The organism is Shewanella sp. BC20, from assembly GCF_003129585.1.
GTDB classification, from domain to species: Bacteria; Pseudomonadota; Gammaproteobacteria; order Enterobacterales; family Shewanellaceae; genus Shewanella; species Shewanella seohaensis.
The window spans coordinates 37,741-58,126 of the sequence record NZ_NHRI01000027.1; the positions used below are offsets into that span (position 1 = coordinate 37,741).

At 46.8% G+C, this 20,386-nt stretch carries 20 protein-coding genes, 3 tRNA genes and 1 rRNA gene; 9 read left to right on the forward strand and 15 right to left on the reverse strand.

All coding sequences use genetic code 11. The features are described from left to right. Nucleotides 1–77: 77 nt before the first annotated feature. On the forward strand, nt 78–386 hold the full coding sequence (locus CBX96_RS20110) for a DUF1289 domain-containing protein (protein ID WP_011626998.1): 309 nt from the start codon (nt 78–80) through the stop codon (nt 384–386). 28 nt (nt 387–414) lie between these two features. Here the strand turns inward: CBX96_RS20110 and CBX96_RS20115 are convergent, their stop codons facing one another. From CBX96_RS20115 to CBX96_RS20135, 5 genes are all read right to left on the reverse strand, one after another. Beyond that, nucleotides 415–1,683, reverse strand: a complete 1,269-nt coding sequence (locus tag CBX96_RS20115) for an ATP-binding protein (RefSeq protein WP_109287862.1) — start codon at nt 1,681–1,683, stop codon at nt 415–417. Between the two features lie 8 nt (nt 1,684–1,691). Then, nucleotides 1,692–2,405 carry a winged helix-turn-helix domain-containing protein gene (locus CBX96_RS20120; protein WP_011073412.1) on the reverse strand — a complete coding sequence of 238 codons (714 nt, stop codon included), beginning with the start codon at nt 2,403–2,405 and terminating at the stop codon, nt 1,692–1,694. After that, entirely contained in the window at nt 2,405–2,797 is a 393-nt protein-coding gene (locus CBX96_RS20125; RefSeq protein WP_164717969.1) for a DUF3019 domain-containing protein, read from the reverse strand. Before CBX96_RS20125 ends, CBX96_RS20120 begins: the two co-directional genes overlap by 1 nt. A 26-nt stretch (nt 2,798–2,823) precedes the next feature. Beyond that, nucleotides 2,824–3,687, reverse strand: coding sequence for a MipA/OmpV family protein (locus CBX96_RS20130; protein ID WP_109287864.1), 864 nt, complete (start codon nt 3,685–3,687; stop codon nt 2,824–2,826). Between the two features lie 346 nt (nt 3,688–4,033). Then, nucleotides 4,034–4,270 carry a hypothetical protein gene (locus CBX96_RS20135; RefSeq protein WP_011718003.1) on the reverse strand — a complete coding sequence of 79 codons (237 nt, stop codon included), beginning with the start codon at nt 4,268–4,270 and terminating at the stop codon, nt 4,034–4,036. Between the two features lie 742 nt (nt 4,271–5,012). Between CBX96_RS20135 and CBX96_RS20140 the strand changes: the two genes are divergently transcribed. Next, the gene (locus CBX96_RS20140; RefSeq protein ID WP_109287865.1) at nt 5,013–5,582 is read left to right on the forward strand and encodes a GPR1/FUN34/YaaH family transporter; all 570 of its coding nucleotides are present in this window, start codon (nt 5,013–5,015) and stop codon (nt 5,580–5,582) included. A 74-nt stretch (nt 5,583–5,656) separates the two neighbouring features. On the opposite strand, the gene CBX96_RS20145 is transcribed toward CBX96_RS20140, so the two are convergent. The 3 genes from CBX96_RS20145 to CBX96_RS20155 form a co-directional block, all read right to left on the reverse strand. After that, nucleotides 5,657–6,127 (reverse strand): YcxB family protein, encoded by a 471-nt coding sequence (locus CBX96_RS20145; protein WP_109287866.1) that lies wholly within the window; start codon nt 6,125–6,127, stop codon nt 5,657–5,659. Between the two features lie 145 nt (nt 6,128–6,272). Next, entirely contained in the window at nt 6,273–6,689 is a 417-nt protein-coding gene (locus CBX96_RS20150) for a VOC family protein (protein WP_109287867.1), read from the reverse strand. A 50-nt stretch (nt 6,690–6,739) separates the two neighbouring features. After that, complete coding sequence (locus CBX96_RS20155; protein WP_109287868.1) at nt 6,740–7,354, reverse strand: NADPH-dependent FMN reductase; 615 nt, start codon at nt 7,352–7,354, stop codon at nt 6,740–6,742. Nucleotides 7,355–7,500: 146 nt separating this feature from the next. Between CBX96_RS20155 and CBX96_RS20160 the strand changes: the two genes are divergently transcribed. Beyond that, nucleotides 7,501–8,121, forward strand: a complete 621-nt coding sequence (locus CBX96_RS20160) for a metalloregulator ArsR/SmtB family transcription factor (RefSeq protein WP_109287869.1) — start codon at nt 7,501–7,503, stop codon at nt 8,119–8,121. Between the two features lie 14 nt (nt 8,122–8,135). After that, nucleotides 8,136–8,861 (forward strand): pseudouridine synthase, encoded by a 726-nt coding sequence (locus CBX96_RS20165; RefSeq protein WP_109287870.1) that lies wholly within the window; start codon nt 8,136–8,138, stop codon nt 8,859–8,861. 98 nt (nt 8,862–8,959) lie between these two features. On the opposite strand, the gene hmpA is transcribed toward CBX96_RS20165, so the two are convergent. From hmpA to CBX96_RS20195, 6 genes are all read right to left on the reverse strand, one after another. Then, nucleotides 8,960–10,153: an NO-inducible flavohemoprotein gene (gene hmpA / locus CBX96_RS20170; protein WP_109287871.1), complete on the reverse strand. Its 1,194-nt coding sequence runs from the start codon at nt 10,151–10,153 to the stop codon at nt 8,960–8,962. Between the two features lie 175 nt (nt 10,154–10,328). Next, nucleotides 10,329–11,954 carry a methyl-accepting chemotaxis protein gene (locus CBX96_RS20175; protein WP_109287872.1) on the reverse strand — a complete coding sequence of 542 codons (1,626 nt, stop codon included), beginning with the start codon at nt 11,952–11,954 and terminating at the stop codon, nt 10,329–10,331. A 163-nt stretch (nt 11,955–12,117) separates the two neighbouring features. Then, nucleotides 12,118–12,204: transfer RNA gene (locus CBX96_RS20180), tRNA-Leu, on the reverse strand. 44 nt (nt 12,205–12,248) lie between these two features. After that, a tRNA-Leu gene (locus CBX96_RS20185) sits at nt 12,249–12,335 on the reverse strand. 55 nt (nt 12,336–12,390) lie between these two features. Further along, nucleotides 12,391–12,466: transfer RNA gene (locus CBX96_RS20190), tRNA-Phe, on the reverse strand. A 219-nt stretch (nt 12,467–12,685) separates the two neighbouring features. Next, nucleotides 12,686–13,447, reverse strand: a complete 762-nt coding sequence (locus tag CBX96_RS20195) for an outer membrane protein assembly factor BamD (protein ID WP_039978513.1) — start codon at nt 13,445–13,447, stop codon at nt 12,686–12,688. A 122-nt stretch (nt 13,448–13,569) separates the two neighbouring features. On the opposite strand from CBX96_RS20195, the gene rluD reads away from it, so the two are divergent. The 3 genes from rluD (at nt 13,570) to clpB (ending at nt 18,024) form a co-directional block, all read left to right on the forward strand. Then, complete coding sequence (gene rluD, locus CBX96_RS20200) at nt 13,570–14,541, forward strand: 23S rRNA pseudouridine(1911/1915/1917) synthase RluD (protein WP_011623739.1); 972 nt, start codon at nt 13,570–13,572, stop codon at nt 14,539–14,541. 3 nt (nt 14,542–14,544) lie between these two features. Next, nucleotides 14,545–15,333 carry a peptidoglycan editing factor PgeF gene (gene pgeF, locus CBX96_RS20205; protein ID WP_109287873.1) on the forward strand — a complete coding sequence of 263 codons (789 nt, stop codon included), beginning with the start codon at nt 14,545–14,547 and terminating at the stop codon, nt 15,331–15,333. 117 nt (nt 15,334–15,450) lie between these two features. After that, complete coding sequence (gene clpB, locus CBX96_RS20210) at nt 15,451–18,024, forward strand: ATP-dependent chaperone ClpB (protein WP_109287874.1); 2,574 nt, start codon at nt 15,451–15,453, stop codon at nt 18,022–18,024. 180 nt (nt 18,025–18,204) lie between these two features. On the opposite strand, the gene CBX96_RS20215 is transcribed toward clpB, so the two are convergent. After that, nucleotides 18,205–18,669 carry a DUF4124 domain-containing protein gene (locus CBX96_RS20215; RefSeq protein WP_109287875.1) on the reverse strand — a complete coding sequence of 155 codons (465 nt, stop codon included), beginning with the start codon at nt 18,667–18,669 and terminating at the stop codon, nt 18,205–18,207. Nucleotides 18,670–18,760: 91 nt separating this feature from the next. On the opposite strand from CBX96_RS20215, the gene pssA reads away from it, so the two are divergent. Beyond that, nucleotides 18,761–19,579, forward strand: coding sequence for a CDP-diacylglycerol--serine O-phosphatidyltransferase (pssA, locus tag CBX96_RS20220; RefSeq protein WP_109287876.1), 819 nt, complete (start codon nt 18,761–18,763; stop codon nt 19,577–19,579). 688 nt (nt 19,580–20,267) lie between these two features. Continuing rightward, nucleotides 20,268–20,386, forward strand: a 16S ribosomal RNA gene (locus CBX96_RS20225); the annotation flags it as partial.

A 20,386-nucleotide genomic window follows, 5' to 3' on the forward strand; every position in this document is an offset into this window, starting at 1 on the left:
AATTTTTGTATTGTTTTACTTGTGTATTTAAGGTCACGCATTTTTAAGTGCTTAATTTGCCAGAGTAGCTCAACATCATGGAACAGTTAGCCTTTTTCGAAATACCTAGTCCTTGCATTGGTGTGTGCCAAACCGATGCCCGCGGCTATTGCAAAGGTTGCCTGCGTAGTCGTGATGAGCGATTCAATTGGTTGCACTTTACCGACGCGCAAAAGCACGATGTGATCCGTTTATGCCACCAACGTAAACGTCGGCGGCAGTTGGCCTTATACAAAGCCCGTCAGCAAGCACTTGAGCAGGAGAGAGCGGCGCTTAATCCCCAACTCGATTTTGCGCCGCAAGATGCCGCCGAATTGGACCTCGGGGATTTTGATCTCGAGGAATAATCTAACTTTGAGAGCACCAACTAAGCGCTTAAATCTCCCGCTTTTTTGGCCAGCTTAAGGTAAAACACGTTTGAGTGGGATTGCTGCCGACGCTCACTTCGCCCTGATGACGCTGCATGATCCGTTTGATAATCGCCAGCCCTAAGCCATGCCCCTTGTTACCATTTTGCACCGATTGGCTACGGTAAAAGGGCTCGAACACCATAGGTAAATCCACCTCGGGGATAGGCTCTCCATCATTGCTCACACTCAACGTCACCCTTTGCGGGGTCTGGCTTATCTCAACCAAGATTTGCTGGCGGGCAAAACGCTGGGCATTGGTCAGTAGGTTTTGCAGGGCGCGTTCAATTAGTGCAGGTTCGCCGACCAAGGGGAGGCTCGTCATCTCCGTCTGTAAGCGGATGGGAGTATCACTTAGGCTGCTTAAACGTTTAATGCACTGGTTAACTAAGCTGAGCAGATCGTATTCATCCAACGGTGTGCCTTCGCGCTGAGCCTCCAGACTGGCGTAAGTCAGCAGTTCCTGCAGCAGGTTCTCCATTTCTTTAATGTCGAGTTGCATCTCATTGAGAAAGTCCTGACGCTTTTGTTCGTCAGAATCGGGCTGGCAGTACATGGGCATTAAGGCGAGGGCGAATTTCAGCCGCGCAAGTGGTGTGCGGATCTCGTGGGAAACCGCATTGGATAAATGCTTTTGGTTTTCGATTAACGCACTGATATGGCGCGCCATTTCATTAAAGGTGTTCGCTAAGGGTTTAACCTGGGAGCGGTTTGAAAGGCTAATGCGTGTATCCCATTTGGCCTCGCCAAAATCCTTGGTGGCCTTACGTAGAATGCTTAAATCCCGCGACAGCGGGCCGACCCAAATCAGTGCAACTAACGCCAGCGAGAGATAGAAAAACAGCGTAAACAGATTACGCAGCGAGGCTCTAGGGTCTATCTCGATGGGACCCGCCATTAACACTTGCTCGCCTACCTGAATAAACTGGAATTGTTCGCCCTCGCTGGTCGTGGTGGTAACCACATGATTGGGCGTGAGCTGTTGGTCTTTGGCTAACGCGATTTGATCTGGGCTGAGCAGATTGAGGGGCAACTGAGCATGGCTGGGCAGCGCCTCAAGATAGGCGTTACGATTCTCCTCTGGCAGTTGGGTTAGCAGCTGGGCTAACGCAACTAGAGGAGCGTCTAACGCATTATTTTCATCCACATTTTTCTGCCACAGGCTGTCCAGTGTCCAGCCTATGCCTAGAAAACTGAGGCTCAGCAGTAAATATAAGCTGATAAAGAGACGTTTCACGGGAGCTCTTAGTTGTTCCAAGCCTCGGGGGCGAAGAGATAACCCTGTCCCCAGACGGTTTTAATTCTGAAGGGGGTTTCAATATTGTCGTTGAGCTTTTTACGCAGTCTTGAAATGCGCACGTCTATCTTTCTATCTTTACCATCAAAATCAATGTTAAGCAGTAATTGATAGATGTATTGACGGCTCAGCACTTGTCCCGCCTGTGAGGCCAGCAACCACAGGAGTTCAAACTCATGGCTGGTGAGGTCGACTTCTTTGTTGTCGAGGCGTATAGCATGGGTGTGGGGATCGATGCTCAGCTTACCAAAGGTCAGGCAGTGGGATTCAGCCTGAGGCGGTTGGTTTTGGCGACGTAATAGGTTGTTGATACGGGCAACCAGTAATGCAGGGTCGACGGGTTTCACCACGTAGTCGTCGGCGCCGAGTTCTAAACCTTTGATTTGATCTTCGCTAGAGCCCAGAGCGCTCATCAGTAGGATGGGGCCGGCAAAGTAATCGGGCAGCTTTTCACACAGGCTTAGGCCATCGATACCTGGCAACATAATGTCTAACAGTATGATATCGGGCTTGTAGTTGATTAAGCGGGTTAGGACTGTGTCACCACGGCGCTCGACTTCTACGTGCATGCCGTGGGATTTCAAATAATCTACGATTAAATTCGCAAGACGGACATCGTCTTCAACCAATAACACTCTGTGGGGTGATTGTGGATTCGTCATTAAAATAAACTCCAAGGGTTACGGTAACGTCTGCGCACCTGAGGCTGCGAGGTTGACGTGATTTTTAATTTGGCTCCAGCCAGTGTTTGATTGGTGTCCTTACTCACTAAGACAAATTGAATATCGTTTAATGTACTAATATTCAAAGTGATTTCGTGTTGCTCTAACGATTCGCTACACCATTTGGGATAGGCGTTATTATCGGACAAGATACAGACTAGCTCGTCGTGGGCGAGTTGCCACTGTAACTCGACACGGATCTCACAGGCTTGGCTTTCATCTCCTGTGATACAAATTTCCGGGGTCAGTTTTAACTTTGACTCTTCATCCGATGCGGCAAGTACATGGCTTGGCCCCATCAAGCTCACGCTTAGGCCTAACCAGCACAGCATCCTGATATGAAGGGGAGTCACTAGTGTCAGAACCTATACGCTGCGCCAATAAAATATGTGCTGCTATAGTCTTGATCGAGCAAGGGGCTGGCGGCAATTTCGTCTGCAAGTTGTGTGTAGCGGAACGCAAACAGCAGATCCCAGTTATCAGTTAAGATATAACGGGCTGTCATTTCTATTCCTTTATTCCAACCAGCGTCTGCATGGTAATGTTGGCTCCAATAAGCGTTTTCACTCGGGCGTACACCATAGTAATAGTCGACGACATTGGTACTTTTCCAATCAAATACGAGCGACATATCCACGACCCAGCGGGTTAAATGCCAACCATAGGTCCATTTTATTTGCGCTTCAGCGCCTTGATGTACGTTAAACATATCATGGGTGTAGGCTAATCTAACTACACCTAACGGGCTATAAATAAAGGCTTCTGCACCGCCCAGCATGGTAAAGTTTCGCGATTCTAAGGAGTTGAATACGGGATCAGGCTCAGTGCTGAGGGCCGTATTGGTGGCGAGCATCTTGGCTTCTTCCTGTGAACTGCGCTTCAAAAAGATATTCGAGGGATCCCAGCGATAAAAATACGCTCTATCCATGCTGTAGCTAGTGACTAAATTTAAGCTGAAATAAGGCTTCTCGAGCAGGCTATAGCCTAAGTTGCCATTATCAAAAAACCAATGTTCACCATAGTAAGCTACGGTCGGAATAAAAAAGACCGGAATATCATCAAAATCCCGCAATGGATTGGTCTTTTGTCCCCAGCCGACCGCCACGCCTAAATCCCAGTTACGCATTTCAATGCATTCATCTTTAGTGACGCACGGCTCTTTCGCCATTCCTATTGAAGGTAGGCTAAGTGCGGCGAGTAAGATAAACAGTCTTCGATACATGATTTTGCGTTCGGGTGTAATGTCGGTCGGTAATGGTCAACAGATTAGCATTTTATGCTTAAATCCACAGTGCTTTCACCTGAAGGGATGCAAAATGATACAGATATCATATAAATAGCTGATATGTAGATTACGCAATCAATTGAAAGACAAAATAAAAGCCTCAGAGGCCGTCGTTTAACACTTTTTTCGCGGTTGGATTTTTGTGTCTTATCTGTTGGCTTTTGTTGTGGTGATTGTTGGCGACTTGCTTATTGCCAATAAAAATGCCATTCAGAATGTGAATGGCATCAGGACAAGGCGCTAAAACCCGAAAGAGCTTATAGGCTAAAGGAAGTAAAAACGATCAGTTAAGTTCTTTGACGGTTTGATAACCCATTTCAGTGAGCTGATCATTCACGCAGTCGAGCACGTATTGCTTAAGCTCGGCATTTTCGACCTGATCTTCAGAGGCCATTTGTTGGCACACTTCTGTCAGTTGAGCGATATCATTTGCAGGGGCGGGTGGAAGAGTCGATTCGTCGGCAAAGGTTGCGAAACTCATAAGTGCCGACAGTGTGATAACAGCTGATAAGGTTTTCATTTTATTTCCTTTAGTTATTGATAGTTAACAACAGCCTAACTGGTTTCCCATCATGCCGCTGCGTCAACAGATAGCAATCTATCACTGCTATTATTTTTTAGATATAAATAATTTTTCGCTAATTTGGTGAGCCATTTTTGCCAGCAAAAGTCGCTTATTTTATGGGCAATTTTATCGACGCTTGAGACCTGTTTTACAAAGATGAATTCGCCGCACAATGCCACTCAATCGGTCGCCACTCAATCGCGTCCACTCTTGCGCCAAGCTTTGGCTGCTTCCATTAAGACTCTCTAAAACGGCTTAAGTTTCCTTGCTACACGCGTCTAAATGTTATGAATTTGTCTAAAACTAGACTTATCTCATCTTTGATAGCGTTATGGGATGAAGTTAATGTTTTTGAGGCTTTCCCTCTACGCGGGCTAACGTTATTTTTAGGTGGGGAAATGGGAAGTTTGAAGTCGAGCAAAATTAACCGATAAATCAGATGTGGCGCACTCTTTGTGTCGATGTTTTGTAGTTGTTTGAATCTTATTGGATTAATTTTTAAACTTTAGGTTTAATTTGATTTAATTGTTTTTATCTATATGATTTTTAATGGTTAATTATTGTTTTTGTTCGGTATTGATATTTTGATTGTGATCCCTTTGGTAGTTATCTAAAATTCGCCGCTTTTTATAAAACAATAAGTACCTAGAATTTGGCTAGGTACTGAGATTAACTTATTTATTTTTGGGGACTTTCTGTGTCGACAAAACTGGCGAATCCTGCTCCATTAGGTTTAATGGGCTTTGGTATGACGACTATCCTGCTGAACATTCACAATGCGGGTTATTTTCCGATTGATGCAATGATTTTAGCGATGGGTATTTTCTATGGCGGACTAGGCCAAATCATCGTCGGCATTATGTGTTTTATGCGGGGTGATACCTTTGGGACAACCGCATTTACCTCCTACGGTTTATTCTGGCTAACTTTAGTCGGGCTGATTTTAATGCCTAATGCCGGGATTGCGGCGAGCCCAACCCACTTTATGGGATGGTATTTAACCCTGTGGGGGAGCTTTACCGCCTTTATGTTTGTAGGCTCGCTACGCTACCCAAGAGCGAAACAGTTTGTGTTTGCCTCGCTCACTATTTTGTTCTTCCTGTTGGCGGCAAGAGATTTCACTGGCAGCGCCTTGATTGGCACTATCGCGGGTTTTGAAGGGATTATCTGTGGTGCGAGTGCGATTTACTTCGCCATGGCGCAAGTGCTTAACAATGAATATGGCCGCACGATTTTGCCGATTGGCGAGTTAAAAGCAAAGGCTTAAGCGTCATTCTTAGTGTTTAACAAAAAGGCTGAATGATTCAGCCTTTTTGTTTTTGGAAGCAACTACCGTTTAGGTTAGATTTTTGCCTTAATAAATGCGCTACAGGTCTCATCTAAACTGCGATTCGAAATATAACTAGTACCAGTTTTATGGGTGATCAGAAAACCTTTTTCCGTTGGCACCATCCGGTAAATATCCGTCCAGAGGATCTGGCTCTTAACGTATTGTGATTGGGTGCTAATGCCTTGATCGTCGACAACCAGCGTGACTTCATTATTGGCGGCCTTACTCATCATCTGCCGCATCAACCACCAGGCTTTGTTGTATTTCACATTCAAGGCTTCAATGACTCCAAGCCCGACAAAGAAATAGGCTAGATAGAGGCTGACATCCGCAAAAATCAGTGCAATACCAATGAGTCCAAACCCCATGGCTTTATAGTAAGGCTTGAGCGTGGGATCGGGTTTGACTGACTGGGTGTAACACTCGTCAAAATGCGCTTTATCTAAGATATAAGTAGTGGAATAACAATAAGGTGTTGTCATCGAGTTATCTAATATTGGAAAGCCTGATTACGCGCTAGTTTAGCGGTTTAGCTTGCCAAAGTAACGATTTTTAGGCTGGCGTAGATGGGAATAACTGGCGCGGAATACTGGTTTTATGTATCCCGCCGCCAATTAACCTTACGGCTTAATAGCGATTGCGTTCATTGGGCAGATCGCTGAGATATTCGACAAACTCGACCTCAAAGCCATGGGCATCGAAGAAGTAGATATTGCGGCGGAAGGGGTCTTCCATACCATCTTTAGCTATCGGAAAACCAGCTTGGGTCAGCCTTGCTATCACTGCATCTAGATCACTCACCACAAAGGCAAAATGGGCTAAGCCAATTTGATGGCCCATTAAGTCGCGGTTTTCGCCCTCACCGTTATCACTAAAGGCAATGTATTGATAATCATCGCCAAAGTGGATCCAATTGCGCGGCTTGCCGTACCAAGTCCCTTTATCTCCGCCACGGACACGCCAATGTGGGAAGGCTGCCTGATAAAAAGTGAGTGCTTTGGGGATGTCGTCGACGACTAGGTTGATGTGTTCTAAGTGGATCATAATGCGTTCCTTGTAATGATTTTAATCAGTGTGATTCACATCCAAGCTGCTTACATACCGTAGCAGTATTCCTGCTGCTTGGGGTAGGGTTGATGAATATGGCGTTGGCGTATCGGCGCTAAGGCTTGGGCGTATTGATGCAACATAAACAGGCTATATTGCACTCTTTCCCTGAGGTTGATATCCCGTGTGCCTTGGGGTGTATCGTTGAGTACATTCTCGACATTACGGATGATCAAATGGTCGGGGATCGGCACCAGTTTATTGTTTTTGAGTGCATTCATTTTGACTTCCACAATAGGGTAGGCGCCGCTAATGCCGCTGCAAACTGAAATCAGCAACACTGGCTTATGGGCGGTTTCTTGACGGCTACACATCAATAGGAAGTTTTTAAGCAGTGGCGATGCCATTCCACCCCATTCGGGCGTAATTAAAACGAGGGCATCCGCGGCATCGACTCTTTGCTCAATCTCAGGCCAATGTTCGCCCTTGTTGTCCTCTTCACCGTCCCAAAATGGCAGATTGAACTGGCAAAGTTCTAAATGATGGATAGCGTCGTAACCGACACTATGGGGCGATAAAAAACTGGTTTCGGCTATGTATTTCGCGACTTTAGCGCTTTGCGAGTTGGCTCTTTGACTGGTGCTGATGATGAGTAAGTTCATTATGTAAACCTATTTGTTTATAAATCATTTATAAGGTAATTACTTTATTTAATCTTGTAAAGGATAAAATAAATAAAAAACTTTATTTATTCTGTTAAAAGGTGGGCGATTGAGGGATAATCCGAGGTGAAGAGCGGAGAGCGCATATGAAAACCACTGATAAGATTATTCAATTACTCAAGTTGCACGGTCCTTTAACGGCAAAGACCCTAGCAGAAGAACTCGCCCTGACGACCATGGGCGTCCGGCAGCATTTGCAGGCCTTAGAGGATGCGGGTGATGTTGATATTGAAGATAGAGTCGAGGGCCGTGGACGCCCAACTCGATATTGGGGATTAACCGAGCAGAGTCGGACTCACTTTGCCGATCGCCACAGTGAGCTTAGTTTGCAATTGATTGATTCTGTTAAAATGATATTTGGCGATCAAGGCCTAGATAAACTGATCGAGCATAGGGAACAAACGGCCTTGCAGCAGTATCGCAGCGCGATGCTCGGCATGACGGATATTGCCAGTCGCCTAACTAAACTGGTGGAGCTGCGTACCCTCGAGGGCTATATGGCGACGCAGGAACAAGCGGATGGGGTTTTCTGGCTGCTTGAGAATCACTGCCCAATTTGCAGTGCTGCGACTAAGTGCCAAAACTTTTGCCGCTCCGAACTGCAACAGTTCCAGCAATTATTTGCCGATATCGCCACTGTAAGCCGTGAAGAGCATATCATCGACGGCGCCCGTCGCTGCGCCTATCGCATTGCGCCTTTATCTTAGCGCTGGGTGGGGTTATGCAATCAAAACGTGGTCGTCTCGACAGATATCTTGCCGTTAAGCTGCAAATTCACCGTAAAGCCGTGCGAGAACTCTTGCTGGCGGAGCGAGTGTATGTGGATGGCGCGCCTGCAAAAGCGCTCGATCTGCTGGTGGATGAATTTTCCCATATAGTGTTTGATGGGCAAGTCTTACAGGCCAATAAGCCTGTGTATCTGATGCTACATAAACCCGTTGGCGTAGTGAGTGCCACCAAAGACACAGAGCATCGAACAGTGATTGATTTACTCGACTGTGATGCTCGCCATGAGCTGCATATTGCAGGGCGGTTAGATTTAAACTCTTCGGGTTTATTGCTGCTGACCAATAATAGCCGTTGGTCCGAGGCACTCATGTCGCCAGAGCAAAAAGTGGATAAAGTGTATCGGGTGACTCTGGCAAATCCTTTGAGCGAAGACTATATCTCGGCATTCGCGCAGGGCATGTATTTTGGCTTTGAAGATATTACCACGCAGCCGGCAAAGCTTGTTATCCTCGACCCCCATGTTGCAGAGGTGACCTTAAGGGAAGGAAAGTATCATCAAATCAAACGGATGTTTGGTCGCTTCCGCAATCCAGTAGTGGGATTGCATCGCCTTTCTATCGGTGAGATTACCTTGGATGAAGCCTTAAAGCCGGGCGAGAATCGTATGTTGACAGCAGAGGAGGTGGCTTCAGTTTATCTTGCAGGGACGTCAGCTTAACTCTGTGCTTATGGAATAAGTATTAAGCCACCTTACCTTGCGGGAAGATGGCTTCATACTTTCGTTATCTATCGATGATGGATAACGAAGTTGCAGCCTTAGAGTTCGGCATGGGGGCCAAAGACTTCATAGTGCATTTGCGCGCTAGGTACACCCAGGGCGAGTAATTGCAGCTTGATCGAAGCCATAAAGCCAATGGGGCCACAGAAATAGTAATGTGCGTTGGCCACGATTATATCGGCGACGGAGGTTAAGTTCATCATTCCTTTAAAATCATAATCTTGGCCTAAGATGTCAGTTACTTTCGGCTCGCGGTACCACACATGGCTGACAAGATTAGCGTGTTGAGCGAGTTTAGTGTTAATCGCTGCTTTAAACCCATGCACGTCACTATGTTCGCAAGCGTGCAACCAAGTCACTGTGCTTGGGTGTTTTAGTTTTAGTAGCTGATTCAACATGCTCTTCATTGGCGTTTGTCCAACACCCGCCGAAATTAACACTACAGGTGTCTCTGGCTGAGCCGTTAGGGTGAAGTCTCCTGCTGGTGGCATAACAGCAAGGATATCGCCCACCTTTAACTCATCGTGAAGCAGGTTCGACACTTGGCCATTAGGCTCACGTTTTACACTAATGCGGTAGCTTTTCCCGTTAGGTGCGTCGGACAGCGAATACTGGCGAATCTCATCGAAATCGAGCTTAGGATGTTGCAGCTTAATGCTGAGGTATTGTCCTGGGATAAAATCTTTTACCGCTTGCCCATCGACTGGCGCTAATACGAACGAGGTAATCACGGCCGACTCGGCTGTTTTCTCACGAATAACAAACTCACGTTCACCAGACCAACCGCCATCTTGCTCTGCGCTTTCTTGGTAGATCTGCGCTTCACGCTGGATAAAAATATTGGCTAAAAACTGATAAGCATCGCCCCATGCGGTGAGCACTTCTTCGGTAACCGCCTCTCCCCCCAACTCTTTTAGCGTGGCCAGTAGATGACCGCCGACGATGGCATATTGTTCCGGCTGAATTAAAAATCCTGTGTGCTTTTGGGCAATGCGCTCGACGGCCGTACCTAATGCACCTAGGTTATCGATGTTCTTAGCATAGGCTGCAACTGCATTAAATAAGGCTACAGGTTGACCGCCAGAATGCTGATGAGCCAAGTTAAATACGTCTTTTAACTCAGGATTATGGGCAAACATCCGTTGGTAAAAATGCTGGGTGAGTGCAGGACCTGCTGACTCGAGAAGGGGAATCGTGCTCTTGATGATTTGGATGGTACGGCTATCCAACATAGTGAATCCTTAACATGCTTTATTTATGAATGTTATTTGAGTTTAAAGATTCATTTGATTTAGATCAATAATAATTACAGCTAAAGCTGTTAGGTATTGGATGAATAGTAGACTGAGAGTGGTAACAGCACGAAGGAATAGGGCTGGCACAGCAGGCCTGTGCCAGCGATATGAACTAGAGTCTGAATGCACTCACCTGATTACGCATACTGTTGGCAAGCTTGGTTAAGTTGATCACCGACTCACTCAGCTCTAAGGCCGAATTGGTGGAGTGTTCGGCAATATCGCTAATGGCAATAATGCTACGGTTGATGCTCTCGGCCACACTACTTTGCTCCTCGGCAGCCGTGGCGATATGGGTATTCAGTTCAGTAATATTGTCGACGGATGCGACAATCTCTTTCAGCGCTTGGCCAGCCTGATTCGCCTTGTCGTTGGCATCATCAACTTGATTAATCCCTACTTCCATTGCATTCACCGCTTCTTTAACCCCTTGTTGCAGAGTGGCGATCATCGCTTCAATCTCTTGGGTCGATTTTTGGGTGCGCTGTGCCAATGTCCGGACTTCGTCGGCTACGACCGCAAAGCCTCGACCTTGTTCTCCGGCGCGGGCCGCTTCAATCGCCGCATTTAATGCCAGTAGATTGGTTTGTTCGGCAATACTTTTGATCACATCCAATACTCGACCGATGTTTTGACTTTCATTGGATAAAAAGCCAATCACTTGCGCCGTTTTTTGAATTTGCTCAGAAAGTTGCGACATGCTGGTAATGGACTGCATCACAATGTGATTACCATTGGCGGCGTAATTATCGGCATCCTTAGCTGAATCCGCTGCTGCTGCGGCGCTTTGAGCCACCTCGGCGACCGTGGCCGTCATCTCATTCATGGCGGTGGCGGTTTGTTCAGTTTCAGCCTGTTGCTGCTGCATTCGTTTGTTGGTTTCTTGGGTAAAACTACCAAGCTCGGTGGCCGAGCTGTTCACAGTATTTGCCGCCTCAGCGATGGAGTGCAAAATTCCTCGTAAATGTTCAATAACCTGAGTCAGGCTAGTGGAGATCTGTCCGAGTTCATCATCGTTGAAGGTTTTAAATTTGACGGTGAGATCGGAATCTTGCCGAATGATCTTCAGGTTTTGCACTATGTCGCGAATAGGATTCATCACACTACGATTGACCCAGAGTCCAATCACTATGCTGATCAGCATGGCGATACCCGCGAGGATAATAAAAATCGAAATGGATGAATGATAGATGCTGTTTACGTTATCTTTTTCTTGCCCTGCAATCTTAATTTGCAGGTCAATCAGTTCGGAAACTTTACCGCTGATAGGGTCGATGGCGTTATATAATGGCAATATTTTGTCATTCAGTTGATGGACAACATCCCCATTAAAGCCCCTGAGGTAAGTGATTAATTGCTCTATCTGATCGTTGGCTGGAATAAATAAGCGTTCGGCTTGCTGGGCGAGTTGGGACTCTTCCTTGGTCAGCTCTGTGGCGAGATACTTTTGCCAGCGTTGATTGACGGTAGATTTGGCACTGCTAAGGGCATCAATGGCTTGAGAAGCACTAAACCCGCCCGCATTGGCCTTGTTTGCCGCATCAATTACATCCACGGCATATTTGTCGGCGATAACTTTAAGATCATCAAGGGGGACGACGCGGTCGTTATAGATACGTTCGACGCCATATTCGATTTTTCCCATCATATTGATAGCGATAAAACCGATAGTGAGCAGCATCACAAGTGGCACGAGAATGCCAATAAACATCTTTTGTTTTATTTGTAGACCATTCATATGGATTTCCTCGGTGAAACAAGGGAGTCCTTTAGGCAGAGCTCGAGCTGTCCCTATGATGAGTCTGTATGAATAGTTATAGCAAATTTAAGGAAGGTGATAAGTTACTTAAGGAAATTTAATCGCAGATACAAAAAAACCTCGCTAAGCGAGGTTTAAATGTTGGTACAGATGAGAGGACTTGAACCTCCACGCCCGCAAGGGCACTAGCACCTGAAGCTAGCGTGTCTACCAATTCCACCACATCTGCATTAGTATCCGACATTGTGTCGAATTTTAATTTGAATCGCAATTTGGTACAGGTGAGAGGACTTGAACCTCCACGCCCGCAAGGGCACTAGCACCTGAAGCTAGCGTGTCTACCAATTCCACCACACCTGCACTGTACTTTATTGCGATTCTTTAACACTGGTCGCTAAGGCAACCAATTTAAAGATGGTGCCCGAACCCGGAATCGAACCAGGGACACGAGGATTTTCAATCCTCTGCTCTACCGACTGAGCTATTCGGGCGACGGGCGCAATTTAAAGGCTTTTCGGCTTTTGAGTCAACTGATTTTTACGAAATAATGTAAAAAGTGGTGCGGTTGGATAAGTTTTACTCGAATAGCGTATTTATTGGCTCTTACCCAGCTGAAAAGGAACTTAGCGCGCTGTGGAACCTAAAAGGGAGGGGGCGTGAAACGCCGAACAAAGGATAAAAAAATGCCCCTTATAAAGGGGCATTTACGCTTAGTTCGATAAGATTTCGTTGTTTGGGAAGTTAGCTTGCATTACCATGAGCACGTTTTGCTTCAGTTGGTTCTGACCTAACTCGCCATAAGCTTCTGCCATAATCTCCAGTGCACGTTCCGTTGAAGGAGTGCCGGGATATGTTTCCAACACAGATTGAGCACGAACGGCCGCAGCACTCCAAGCGTTCATTTTGATATAATACTCAGCAACTTGAATGGAATATTTTGCTAAACGGTTTTTCAGCGACAACATGCGTTTTTGCGCATCAGCAGCATATTTGCTGTTGGGATAGGTTTTGATTAAACGATCAAAATCCTTAAAGGCATCTTGGGCATTTTTAGGATCGCGGTCGGTTCTATCGATATTCAACATATCGTGGAACAGATAGCTATCCGCCTGCATATTGACGAGTCCACGCATATAGTAGACATAGTCGATATTGGGATGGGTTGGGTTTAAACGGATGAATCTGTCAATGTTGGCAATGCCAGAGGCAACATCGTCCATTTTGTAATAGGCATAAATCAGATCTAACTGAACCTGAGTTTTATGTGGTCCGAAGGGAAAGCGTGAGTCTAACGCTTCCAATGAACGGACGGCTTTAGAGTAATTGCCAAGTTCCATGGAGGTTCTTGCCTGAGAATAGAGCACATCAGGTGAGGTTTTGGCGGCAATATCGTTATCTTCAGGACTGCTGCTACAGGCTGATAACGCTAGCGAAAATAGGACTAAGGTTAAGCCTTTGGAGAATTTATACATACTTGAATTCAATTCTTTATAAGTTGTAGTTAAGAATTTTTCCATTTCACGATAAAATAGAAAGCATTCGATTGTAACAGATAGCACACATTTTTTGACCCCAAAATGGGGATACGGTTCCTATGACACAAGAGATTAATCTAAAAAGCGAGATTTCGGCAACACAAACTGGCCTGAGATTGGATCAAGCACTGGCTGAGTTGTTCCCAGATTACTCGCGCACGCGCATCAAGGAATGGATCCTATCTGATGCAGTCTATGTTGATGGCGTGATGGTGAATAAGCCGCGCGAAAAGGTATTCGAGCTGCAGCGCATTGAAATTAATGCCACGCTCGAAGAAGAAGTGCATGCGGCCGCGCAAGCCATTGAGCTGGATATTGTCTATGAAGACGATGATATCTTAGTCATCAATAAACAAGCGGGCTTAGTAGTTCACCCCGGTGCTGGCAATGCCGATGGCACTTTGATGAACGCGCTGCTACATCATTGCCCTAATATCGAGCACGTGCCACGTGCGGGTATTGTGCATCGTTTGGATAAAGACACCACAGGTTTGATGGTGGTGGCCAAAACGGTTGAAGCGCAAACCCATTTAGTGGCCGCGCTGCAAGCCCGTGAAATCACCCGTGAGTATGAGGCGATTGTCCTCGGCACTATGACGGCGGGTGGTACAGTCGATGAGCCCATTGGTCGTCATCCGACAAAACGTACCCATATGGCGGTGCATCATTCGGGTAAACCCGCGGTGACTCACTACCGTGTGGCGGAAAAATTCCGTAATCACACCCGTTTAAGATTGCGTTTAGAATCGGGCCGTACTCACCAAATCCGTGTGCATATGGCATATATTGGCCATGTGTTGGTGGGCGATCCTGTTTATGGTGGCCGTCCAAAACCACCCAAGGCAGCAAGTCCTGAGTTTTTCGAGATCCTGAAAAACTTTAAACGCCAAGCACTGCATGCGGTGCGTTTGGAGTTAGCGCATCCTGTGACTTGTGAAATCATGAGCTGGACCGCGCCTATCCCTGAAGACATGGTGATTCTGACTAAAGCGCTGCGTCAAGACACCTTAGAACACCCAGTCGAGTACTAAGCTATGCTGCTTCACGATTGGCCTGTACCGGATAATGTGGCAATTGCGATGACTGACCGCCACGGCGGTGTGAGTCTCGCGCCCTACGATAGCCTGAACTTAGGGCTACATGTGGGGGATGCGCCGCAGCAGGTATTGGCTAATCGTGGCATGTTGGCGAAACAGTTGGGGCTTGCGACTGATCCTGTGTGGTTGGAGCAAGTCCATGGCACTCAGGTGGTTGATTTGGCGGATATCGCCCCAATCAATCTTACCCAAGAAGCTCAATCTAAGAGTGTGGCCGCGCAAGATACGCCACCTTTGGTGGCCGATGCCAGCTATACCGACCTCGCAGGACGTGTGTGTGTGGTGATGACCGCCGATTGTTTGCCAGTACTTTTATGTAACCAACAAGGTACAGAAGTCGCCGCTGCCCATGCCGGCTGGCGTGGACTCTGTGATGGAGTGATTGAGGCGAGTGTGGCTAAGTTTGCCTCTAAGCCAAGCGAGCTGATTGCCTATCTAGGGCCTGCCATTGGGCCAGAGACCTTTGAGGTTGGCGCCGAGGTGCGTGCTGCTTTTATGGCAACAGATCCAAACGCTGCAAACTGCTTTGTCGCTCAATGTCAGGCAACTAAGCCTGACAAATACCTTGCCGATATTATCGGATTAGCCAAATTGCGCTTAAAGAAACTGGGTATTACGCAGGTCTACAGTGCCGATATCTGCACTGTCTCTAACCCTGATTATTTCTCTTATCGCCGCGATAAAATCACTGGCCGCATGGCTTCATTGATCTGGCTTAAGTCTTAGGTTTATTCCCCTACAATTTGTATTAATTTCCCGCCGTCTTGCTTGAAATCGGTTAAATAGCCCCCATCTTTTAACTAACAAAATGTTATACCTAATTTGTGAGTTTTAGGAGGCTGTATGCGACTCGATCGTATGACCAATAAATTTCAGCTTGCCATCTCAGATGCCCAGTCGCTCGCGCTCGGGCGTGATCATCAGTTTATCGAACCGTTACATTTGATGATGGCGCTGCTGAACCAGGATTCTGGTTCTATCCATCCTTTATTAACCCAAGCTGGCATTCGGGTGAGTGCGCTGCGCTCGCTGTTGAGCCAAGAGCTTGAACGTCTACCGCAGGTCGAAGGCACGGGCGGCGATGTACAATTATCCCAAGGTTTAATTCGCTTATTAAACCTGTGCGACAAGTTGGCGCAAAAGCGCAAAGACAAATATATCTCCAGTGAGTTATTTGTTTTAGCGGCACTCGAAGGCAGCGATGCCTTGGCGCAATGCTTAAAGAAATCCGGCGCCACCAAAGAGCTGCTCGAGCAAACCATTGAGCAAGTGCGCGGCGGTCAGAATGTGGATGATCCTAACGCGGAAGATCAACGCCAAGCGCTGAAAAAGTTTACCGTCGATCTCACTGAGCGTGCCGAACAAGGCAAACTTGACCCTGTGATTGGTCGCGACGATGAAATCCGCCGCACCATTCAAGTGCTGCAACGTCGTAGTAAAAACAACCCAGTGCTGATTGGTGAGCCTGGCGTGGGTAAAACCGCGATTGTTGAAGGCCTCGCGCAGCGAATTGTGAACGGTGAAGTGCCTGAAGGGATTAAAAATAAACGCGTTTTATCCTTAGACATGGGCGCACTGATTGCGGGTGCTAAATATCGTGGTGAGTTTGAAGAGCGTTTAAAAGCCGTGCTTAACGAGCTGGCGCAGGAAGAAGGCCAAGTGATCCTCTTTATCGACGAGCTGCACACTATGGTGGGCGCGGGGAAAGGTGATGGCGCCATGGATGCGGGCAATATGTTAAAGCCTGCGTTGGCCCGTGGCGATCTTCACTGTGTGGGTGCGACCACTCTCGACGAATATCGTCAATATATTGAAAAGGATGCCGCCCTTGAGCGCCGCTTCCAAAAAGTATTAGTGGATGAGCCTAGCGTTGAAGATACCATCGCGATTTTGCGTGGTCTCAAAGAGCGTTACGAGCTGCATCACCATGTGGAAATTACCGATCCGGCGATTGTGGCAGCGGCCACCATGTCGCACCGTTATGTGTCGGACCGTAAATTACCCGACAAAGCCATCGACTTGATTGACGAGGCGGCATCGAGCATCCGTATGCAGATGGATTCTAAGCCTGAATCCCTCGACAGATTGGAGCGCCGTGCTATCCAATTGAAACTGGAAGAGCAGGCATTAGCCAAAGAAAACGATGAGGCGAGCCGCCGTCGACTCGAACATTTACGTGTCGAGTTGCATGATGTTGAGGCTAAGGCGTCGGAGCTTAATGAAATCTGGCGCACCGAAAAAGCGGCGCTTGCAGGGACTCAGCATATTAAAGCCGACCTTGAGCAGGCGCGGATGGATTTAGAAGTGGCGCGCCGCGCGGGCGACTTGACCCGTATGTCCGAGCTGCAATATGGCCGTATTCCAGAGCTTGAAAAGCAACTGGACTTAGCTTCGCAAGCCGAAATGCAGGATATGACGCTGCTACGCAATAAAGTTACTGACTTAGAAATTGCCGAAGTGCTCTCAAAGGCGACGGGCATTCCGGTTTCTAAGATGCTTGAAGGCGAGCGTGAAAAACTGCTGCAAATGGAAGTGGCACTGCATGAGCGGGTGATTGGCCAAAACGAAGCCGTGGATGCGGTGGCCAATGCGATTCGCCGTAGCCGCGCAGGGCTGGCCGATCCGAATCGTCCTATTGGTTCGTTCCTGTTCTTAGGACCAACCGGTGTGGGTAAAACTGAGTTATGTAAGTCGTTGGCTAAGTTCCTCTTCGATACGGAATCGGCCTTAGTGCGCATCGACATGTCTGAATTTATGGAGAAACATGCGGTTTCCCGTTTAGTGGGGGCGCCTCCAGGCTATGTCGGCTATGAAGAGGGCGGTTACTTAACCGAAGCGGTGCGTCGTAAGCCTTATTCAGTGATATTGCTCGATGAGGTGGAAAAGGCTCACCCAGACGTGTTCAACATTTTGCTGCAGGTGCTGGATGATGGCCGCTTAACTGATGGTCAAGGTCGTACCGTTGACTTTAGAAATACGGTGATCATCATGACCTCAAACTTAGGCTCTGACATTATCCAAGAAGGATTCGGTCACCTAAGTTATAGCGAAATGAAGAGCGCGGTGATGAATGTGGTGACCCATAGCTTTAGACCCGAGTTTTTAAACCGGATCGACGAGTCTGTGGTATTCCATCCCTTGGATGCGGAAAATATCAAGCATATTGCATCTATCCAAATTGCTTCATTGCGTAAGCGTTTGGCAGAGAAAGACTATACGCTGGAGATCACCGACGAGGCATTATCGTTAATCGCCGAAATTGGTTTCGACCCAGTCTATGGCGCAAGACCGCTGAAACGTGCCTTACAGCAAGAGATGGAAAACCCATTAGCGCAAAAATTATTGCGTGGCGATTTGCTGCCCGGTAAACCGATTAAGGTCAGTTGCGCCGGTGGTGAGTTGGTATTCGAGCAATAATTTACGCGGATGCTTACCGTGCTAAATGCAGCTTAACCTAAATAAAAAAACCGAAGTCTTAGACTTCGGTTTTTTATATCTACACGCTACAGATAAATGTGCTGTAACCCTAAAAGAGCAGCACGCGATAGTGTGGCGTGACTATCAAGGTTTGCATGCAGCTACAACAAACGCAGAGCATTATTTCTTATCGCAAAACAGTTTTATCCGCTGCTGATTCTCGCTAATTGCCGCTTGGCGCTCTTCTTCAGTCATTGCGACCGGCTCTTTATTACCTTCTTCTTGGCGGGTGAGCTTGGTATGAGTCGTTAACACATCTAAATTATGTTTAGCGTTTTCACAAATCGTTTCGGCTTGCTTAGCGTCTTTCTCTTTAATTAACGCTGCTGACTTTTCGGACTCGGACATTTCAGGGGGCGCATCTTTTTTAGCGGGAGCGATATAGCCAATTTTACCAGGCTCGATATCTTCGCTATAAAGTTGCTGCGTTTTGGGTTGTTCCTGCTCCGGTGGCTGCTGACTGTAATGGGTGACACCATTCTCATCGACCCAAGTGTAAATCACCCCGGCGAATACGGGCTGAGTGAGCAGCATTAAGCATGCAATCCGCAGAAACATTGCGCTAACCTTGGCTTTTCTTAACATAAAAATCATCCCTAAGGGTCACCATCGACATGATAGTAAAATATGCTATCTTGAAGCCTACTTCCATTTCAGCTCATAGCTTTATAAGTGTATGCAAAATTCCTCAAATCAAACAGTAAAGAATAAAGGTATCTATTTACTGCCGAATTTATTCACCACCGCAGGCTTGTTTTCTGGTTTCTATGCTGTGATTGCCTCTATGAATGCTAACTTTGAAGCGGCGGCGATTGCGATTTTTGTGGCCATGATTTGCGATGGCTTAGACGGCAGAGTGGCAAGGTTAACGAATACGCAAAGTGACTTTGGTGCCGAATATGACAGCATGTCGGATATGGTGTCTTTTGGTATGGCGCCTGCCTTACTCGCCTACAATTGGGCGCTTGCGGATTTAGGCAAAGTTGGTTGGCTCGCAGCATTTATCTATTGTGCGGGCGCCGCATTAAGGTTGGCACGTTTTAATACTCAGGTCGGCGTTGCTGATAAACGTTATTTTCAAGGCTTAGCGAGTCCCGCTGCTGCGGCAGTTATTGCCGGTAGCATTTGGCTTGGCAATCAGTACAACCTCGATGGTAAGAATATCAGTTGGATTGCCGGATTGATTACGGCCACCACGGGATTATTAATGGTGAGTAATTTCCGTTATCACTCATTTAAGGAAATTGACTGGCGCGGCAAAGTGAATTTCATTGCGATTTTATTTGTGGTTGGCGTGTTTGTGGTGGTGTCGGTGCAACCAGCATTAATTCTCTGTATCGGTTTTTACCTCTACGCCATTTCTGGGCCTGTGATCACCATTCGCACCGTGAGAAAACTAAAAGTGGCGCACATTGTGGGCGATGGCGATCATGAAAAGGAACAAGGCACGGGAGAGGATACCAAGAGTTCGACAAATTCTACGGATAATCCTTAGTCCGACAGTTCCAACACTCGCAAGCTTTATTCAATGAGTCTGTTCTACGGTTCAAGAGTCGTTATTCTTGAACCGTTTTCCTCATTTGACACCTATACATCTATATATACAAAAGTTTTAAAGCGCCCATTCTTAAGGCTATTCGATCTATATAATTCCCTGCACATCGATGCCGCATATGCCAAACTTATCAACCCGAGTGACAAAGATTGCAGCATATTTATCCGATATTTGCAGTTTTGCTGGTTATTTGCTCACTTGACGTGATTTGTTAAAAAAGCCCTTGCACAAAAAGTTCTGCTGCCTATAATGCGCATCCACTGACACGGCAGACAGCGAAAGCAAGCGCGGTATCAGTCAGAATCGAATGCAAATTGTGCAGTTGATTCGATAGCCTCAAGAAGTTTGCAAAAACGCCTTGACGCGACAAGGGAAATGCGTAGAATACGCAGCCCTGACCCGCTGAGCGGTAACGCGAAAGCTGAAGGTCAAATGCTCTTTAACAATCTAAACAAGAAATCTGTGTGGACACTCACAGCTATTGAGTTAATCGAAATTACTCTGCCGTTTGGCGAGTAATCAAAATTTACATCAATGAATGAGTGTTCATAGCAATATGTACAACGACTTATTAACTTAAGTCGATTCAGAATTCATTGAGTCGTTTCTTCGGAAACAAAAAAACTTTTAATTGAAGAGTTTGATCATGGCTCAGATTGAACGCTGGCGGCAGGCCTAACACATGCAAGTCGAGCGGCAGCACAAGGGAGTTTACTCCTGAGGTGGCGAGCGGCGGACGGGTGAGTA

What these genes read in the sequence shown, in the direction of transcription:
- clpB (WP_109287874.1), top strand. Translation starts at nt 15,451, where the DNA reads ATGCGACTCGATCGTATGACCAATAAATTTCAGCTTGCCATCTCAGAT.
- CBX96_RS20195 (WP_039978513.1), bottom strand. Translation starts at nt 13,447, where the DNA reads ATGTATAAATTCTCCAAAGGCTTAACCTTAGTCCTATTTTCGCTAGCG.
- pgeF (WP_109287873.1), top strand. Translation starts at nt 14,545, where the DNA reads ATGCTGCTTCACGATTGGCCTGTACCGGATAATGTGGCAATTGCGATG.
- CBX96_RS20125 (WP_164717969.1), bottom strand. Translation starts at nt 2,797, where the DNA reads ATGCTGTGCTGGTTAGGCCTAAGCGTGAGCTTGATGGGGCCAAGCCAT.
- CBX96_RS20120 (WP_011073412.1), bottom strand. Translation starts at nt 2,405, where the DNA reads ATGACGAATCCACAATCACCCCACAGAGTGTTATTGGTTGAAGACGAT.
- CBX96_RS20135 (WP_011718003.1), bottom strand. Translation starts at nt 4,270, where the DNA reads ATGAAAACCTTATCAGCTGTTATCACACTGTCGGCACTTATGAGTTTC.
- CBX96_RS20165 (WP_109287870.1), top strand. Translation starts at nt 8,136, where the DNA reads ATGCAATCAAAACGTGGTCGTCTCGACAGATATCTTGCCGTTAAGCTG.
- CBX96_RS20175 (WP_109287872.1), bottom strand. Translation starts at nt 11,954, where the DNA reads ATGAATGGTCTACAAATAAAACAAAAGATGTTTATTGGCATTCTCGTG.
- CBX96_RS20215 (WP_109287875.1), bottom strand. Translation starts at nt 18,669, where the DNA reads ATGTTAAGAAAAGCCAAGGTTAGCGCAATGTTTCTGCGGATTGCATGC.
- CBX96_RS20155 (WP_109287868.1), bottom strand. Translation starts at nt 7,354, where the DNA reads ATGAACTTACTCATCATCAGCACCAGTCAAAGAGCCAACTCGCAAAGC.
- CBX96_RS20145 (WP_109287866.1), bottom strand. Translation starts at nt 6,127, where the DNA reads ATGACAACACCTTATTGTTATTCCACTACTTATATCTTAGATAAAGCG.
- CBX96_RS20110 (WP_011626998.1), top strand. Translation starts at nt 78, where the DNA reads ATGGAACAGTTAGCCTTTTTCGAAATACCTAGTCCTTGCATTGGTGTG.
- CBX96_RS20160 (WP_109287869.1), top strand. Translation starts at nt 7,501, where the DNA reads ATGAAAACCACTGATAAGATTATTCAATTACTCAAGTTGCACGGTCCT.
- hmpA (WP_109287871.1), bottom strand. Translation starts at nt 10,153, where the DNA reads ATGTTGGATAGCCGTACCATCCAAATCATCAAGAGCACGATTCCCCTT.
- pssA (WP_109287876.1), top strand. Translation starts at nt 18,761, where the DNA reads ATGCAAAATTCCTCAAATCAAACAGTAAAGAATAAAGGTATCTATTTA.
- rluD (WP_011623739.1), top strand. Translation starts at nt 13,570, where the DNA reads ATGACACAAGAGATTAATCTAAAAAGCGAGATTTCGGCAACACAAACT.
- CBX96_RS20130 (WP_109287864.1), bottom strand. Translation starts at nt 3,687, where the DNA reads ATGTATCGAAGACTGTTTATCTTACTCGCCGCACTTAGCCTACCTTCA.
- CBX96_RS20150 (WP_109287867.1), bottom strand. Translation starts at nt 6,689, where the DNA reads ATGATCCACTTAGAACACATCAACCTAGTCGTCGACGACATCCCCAAA.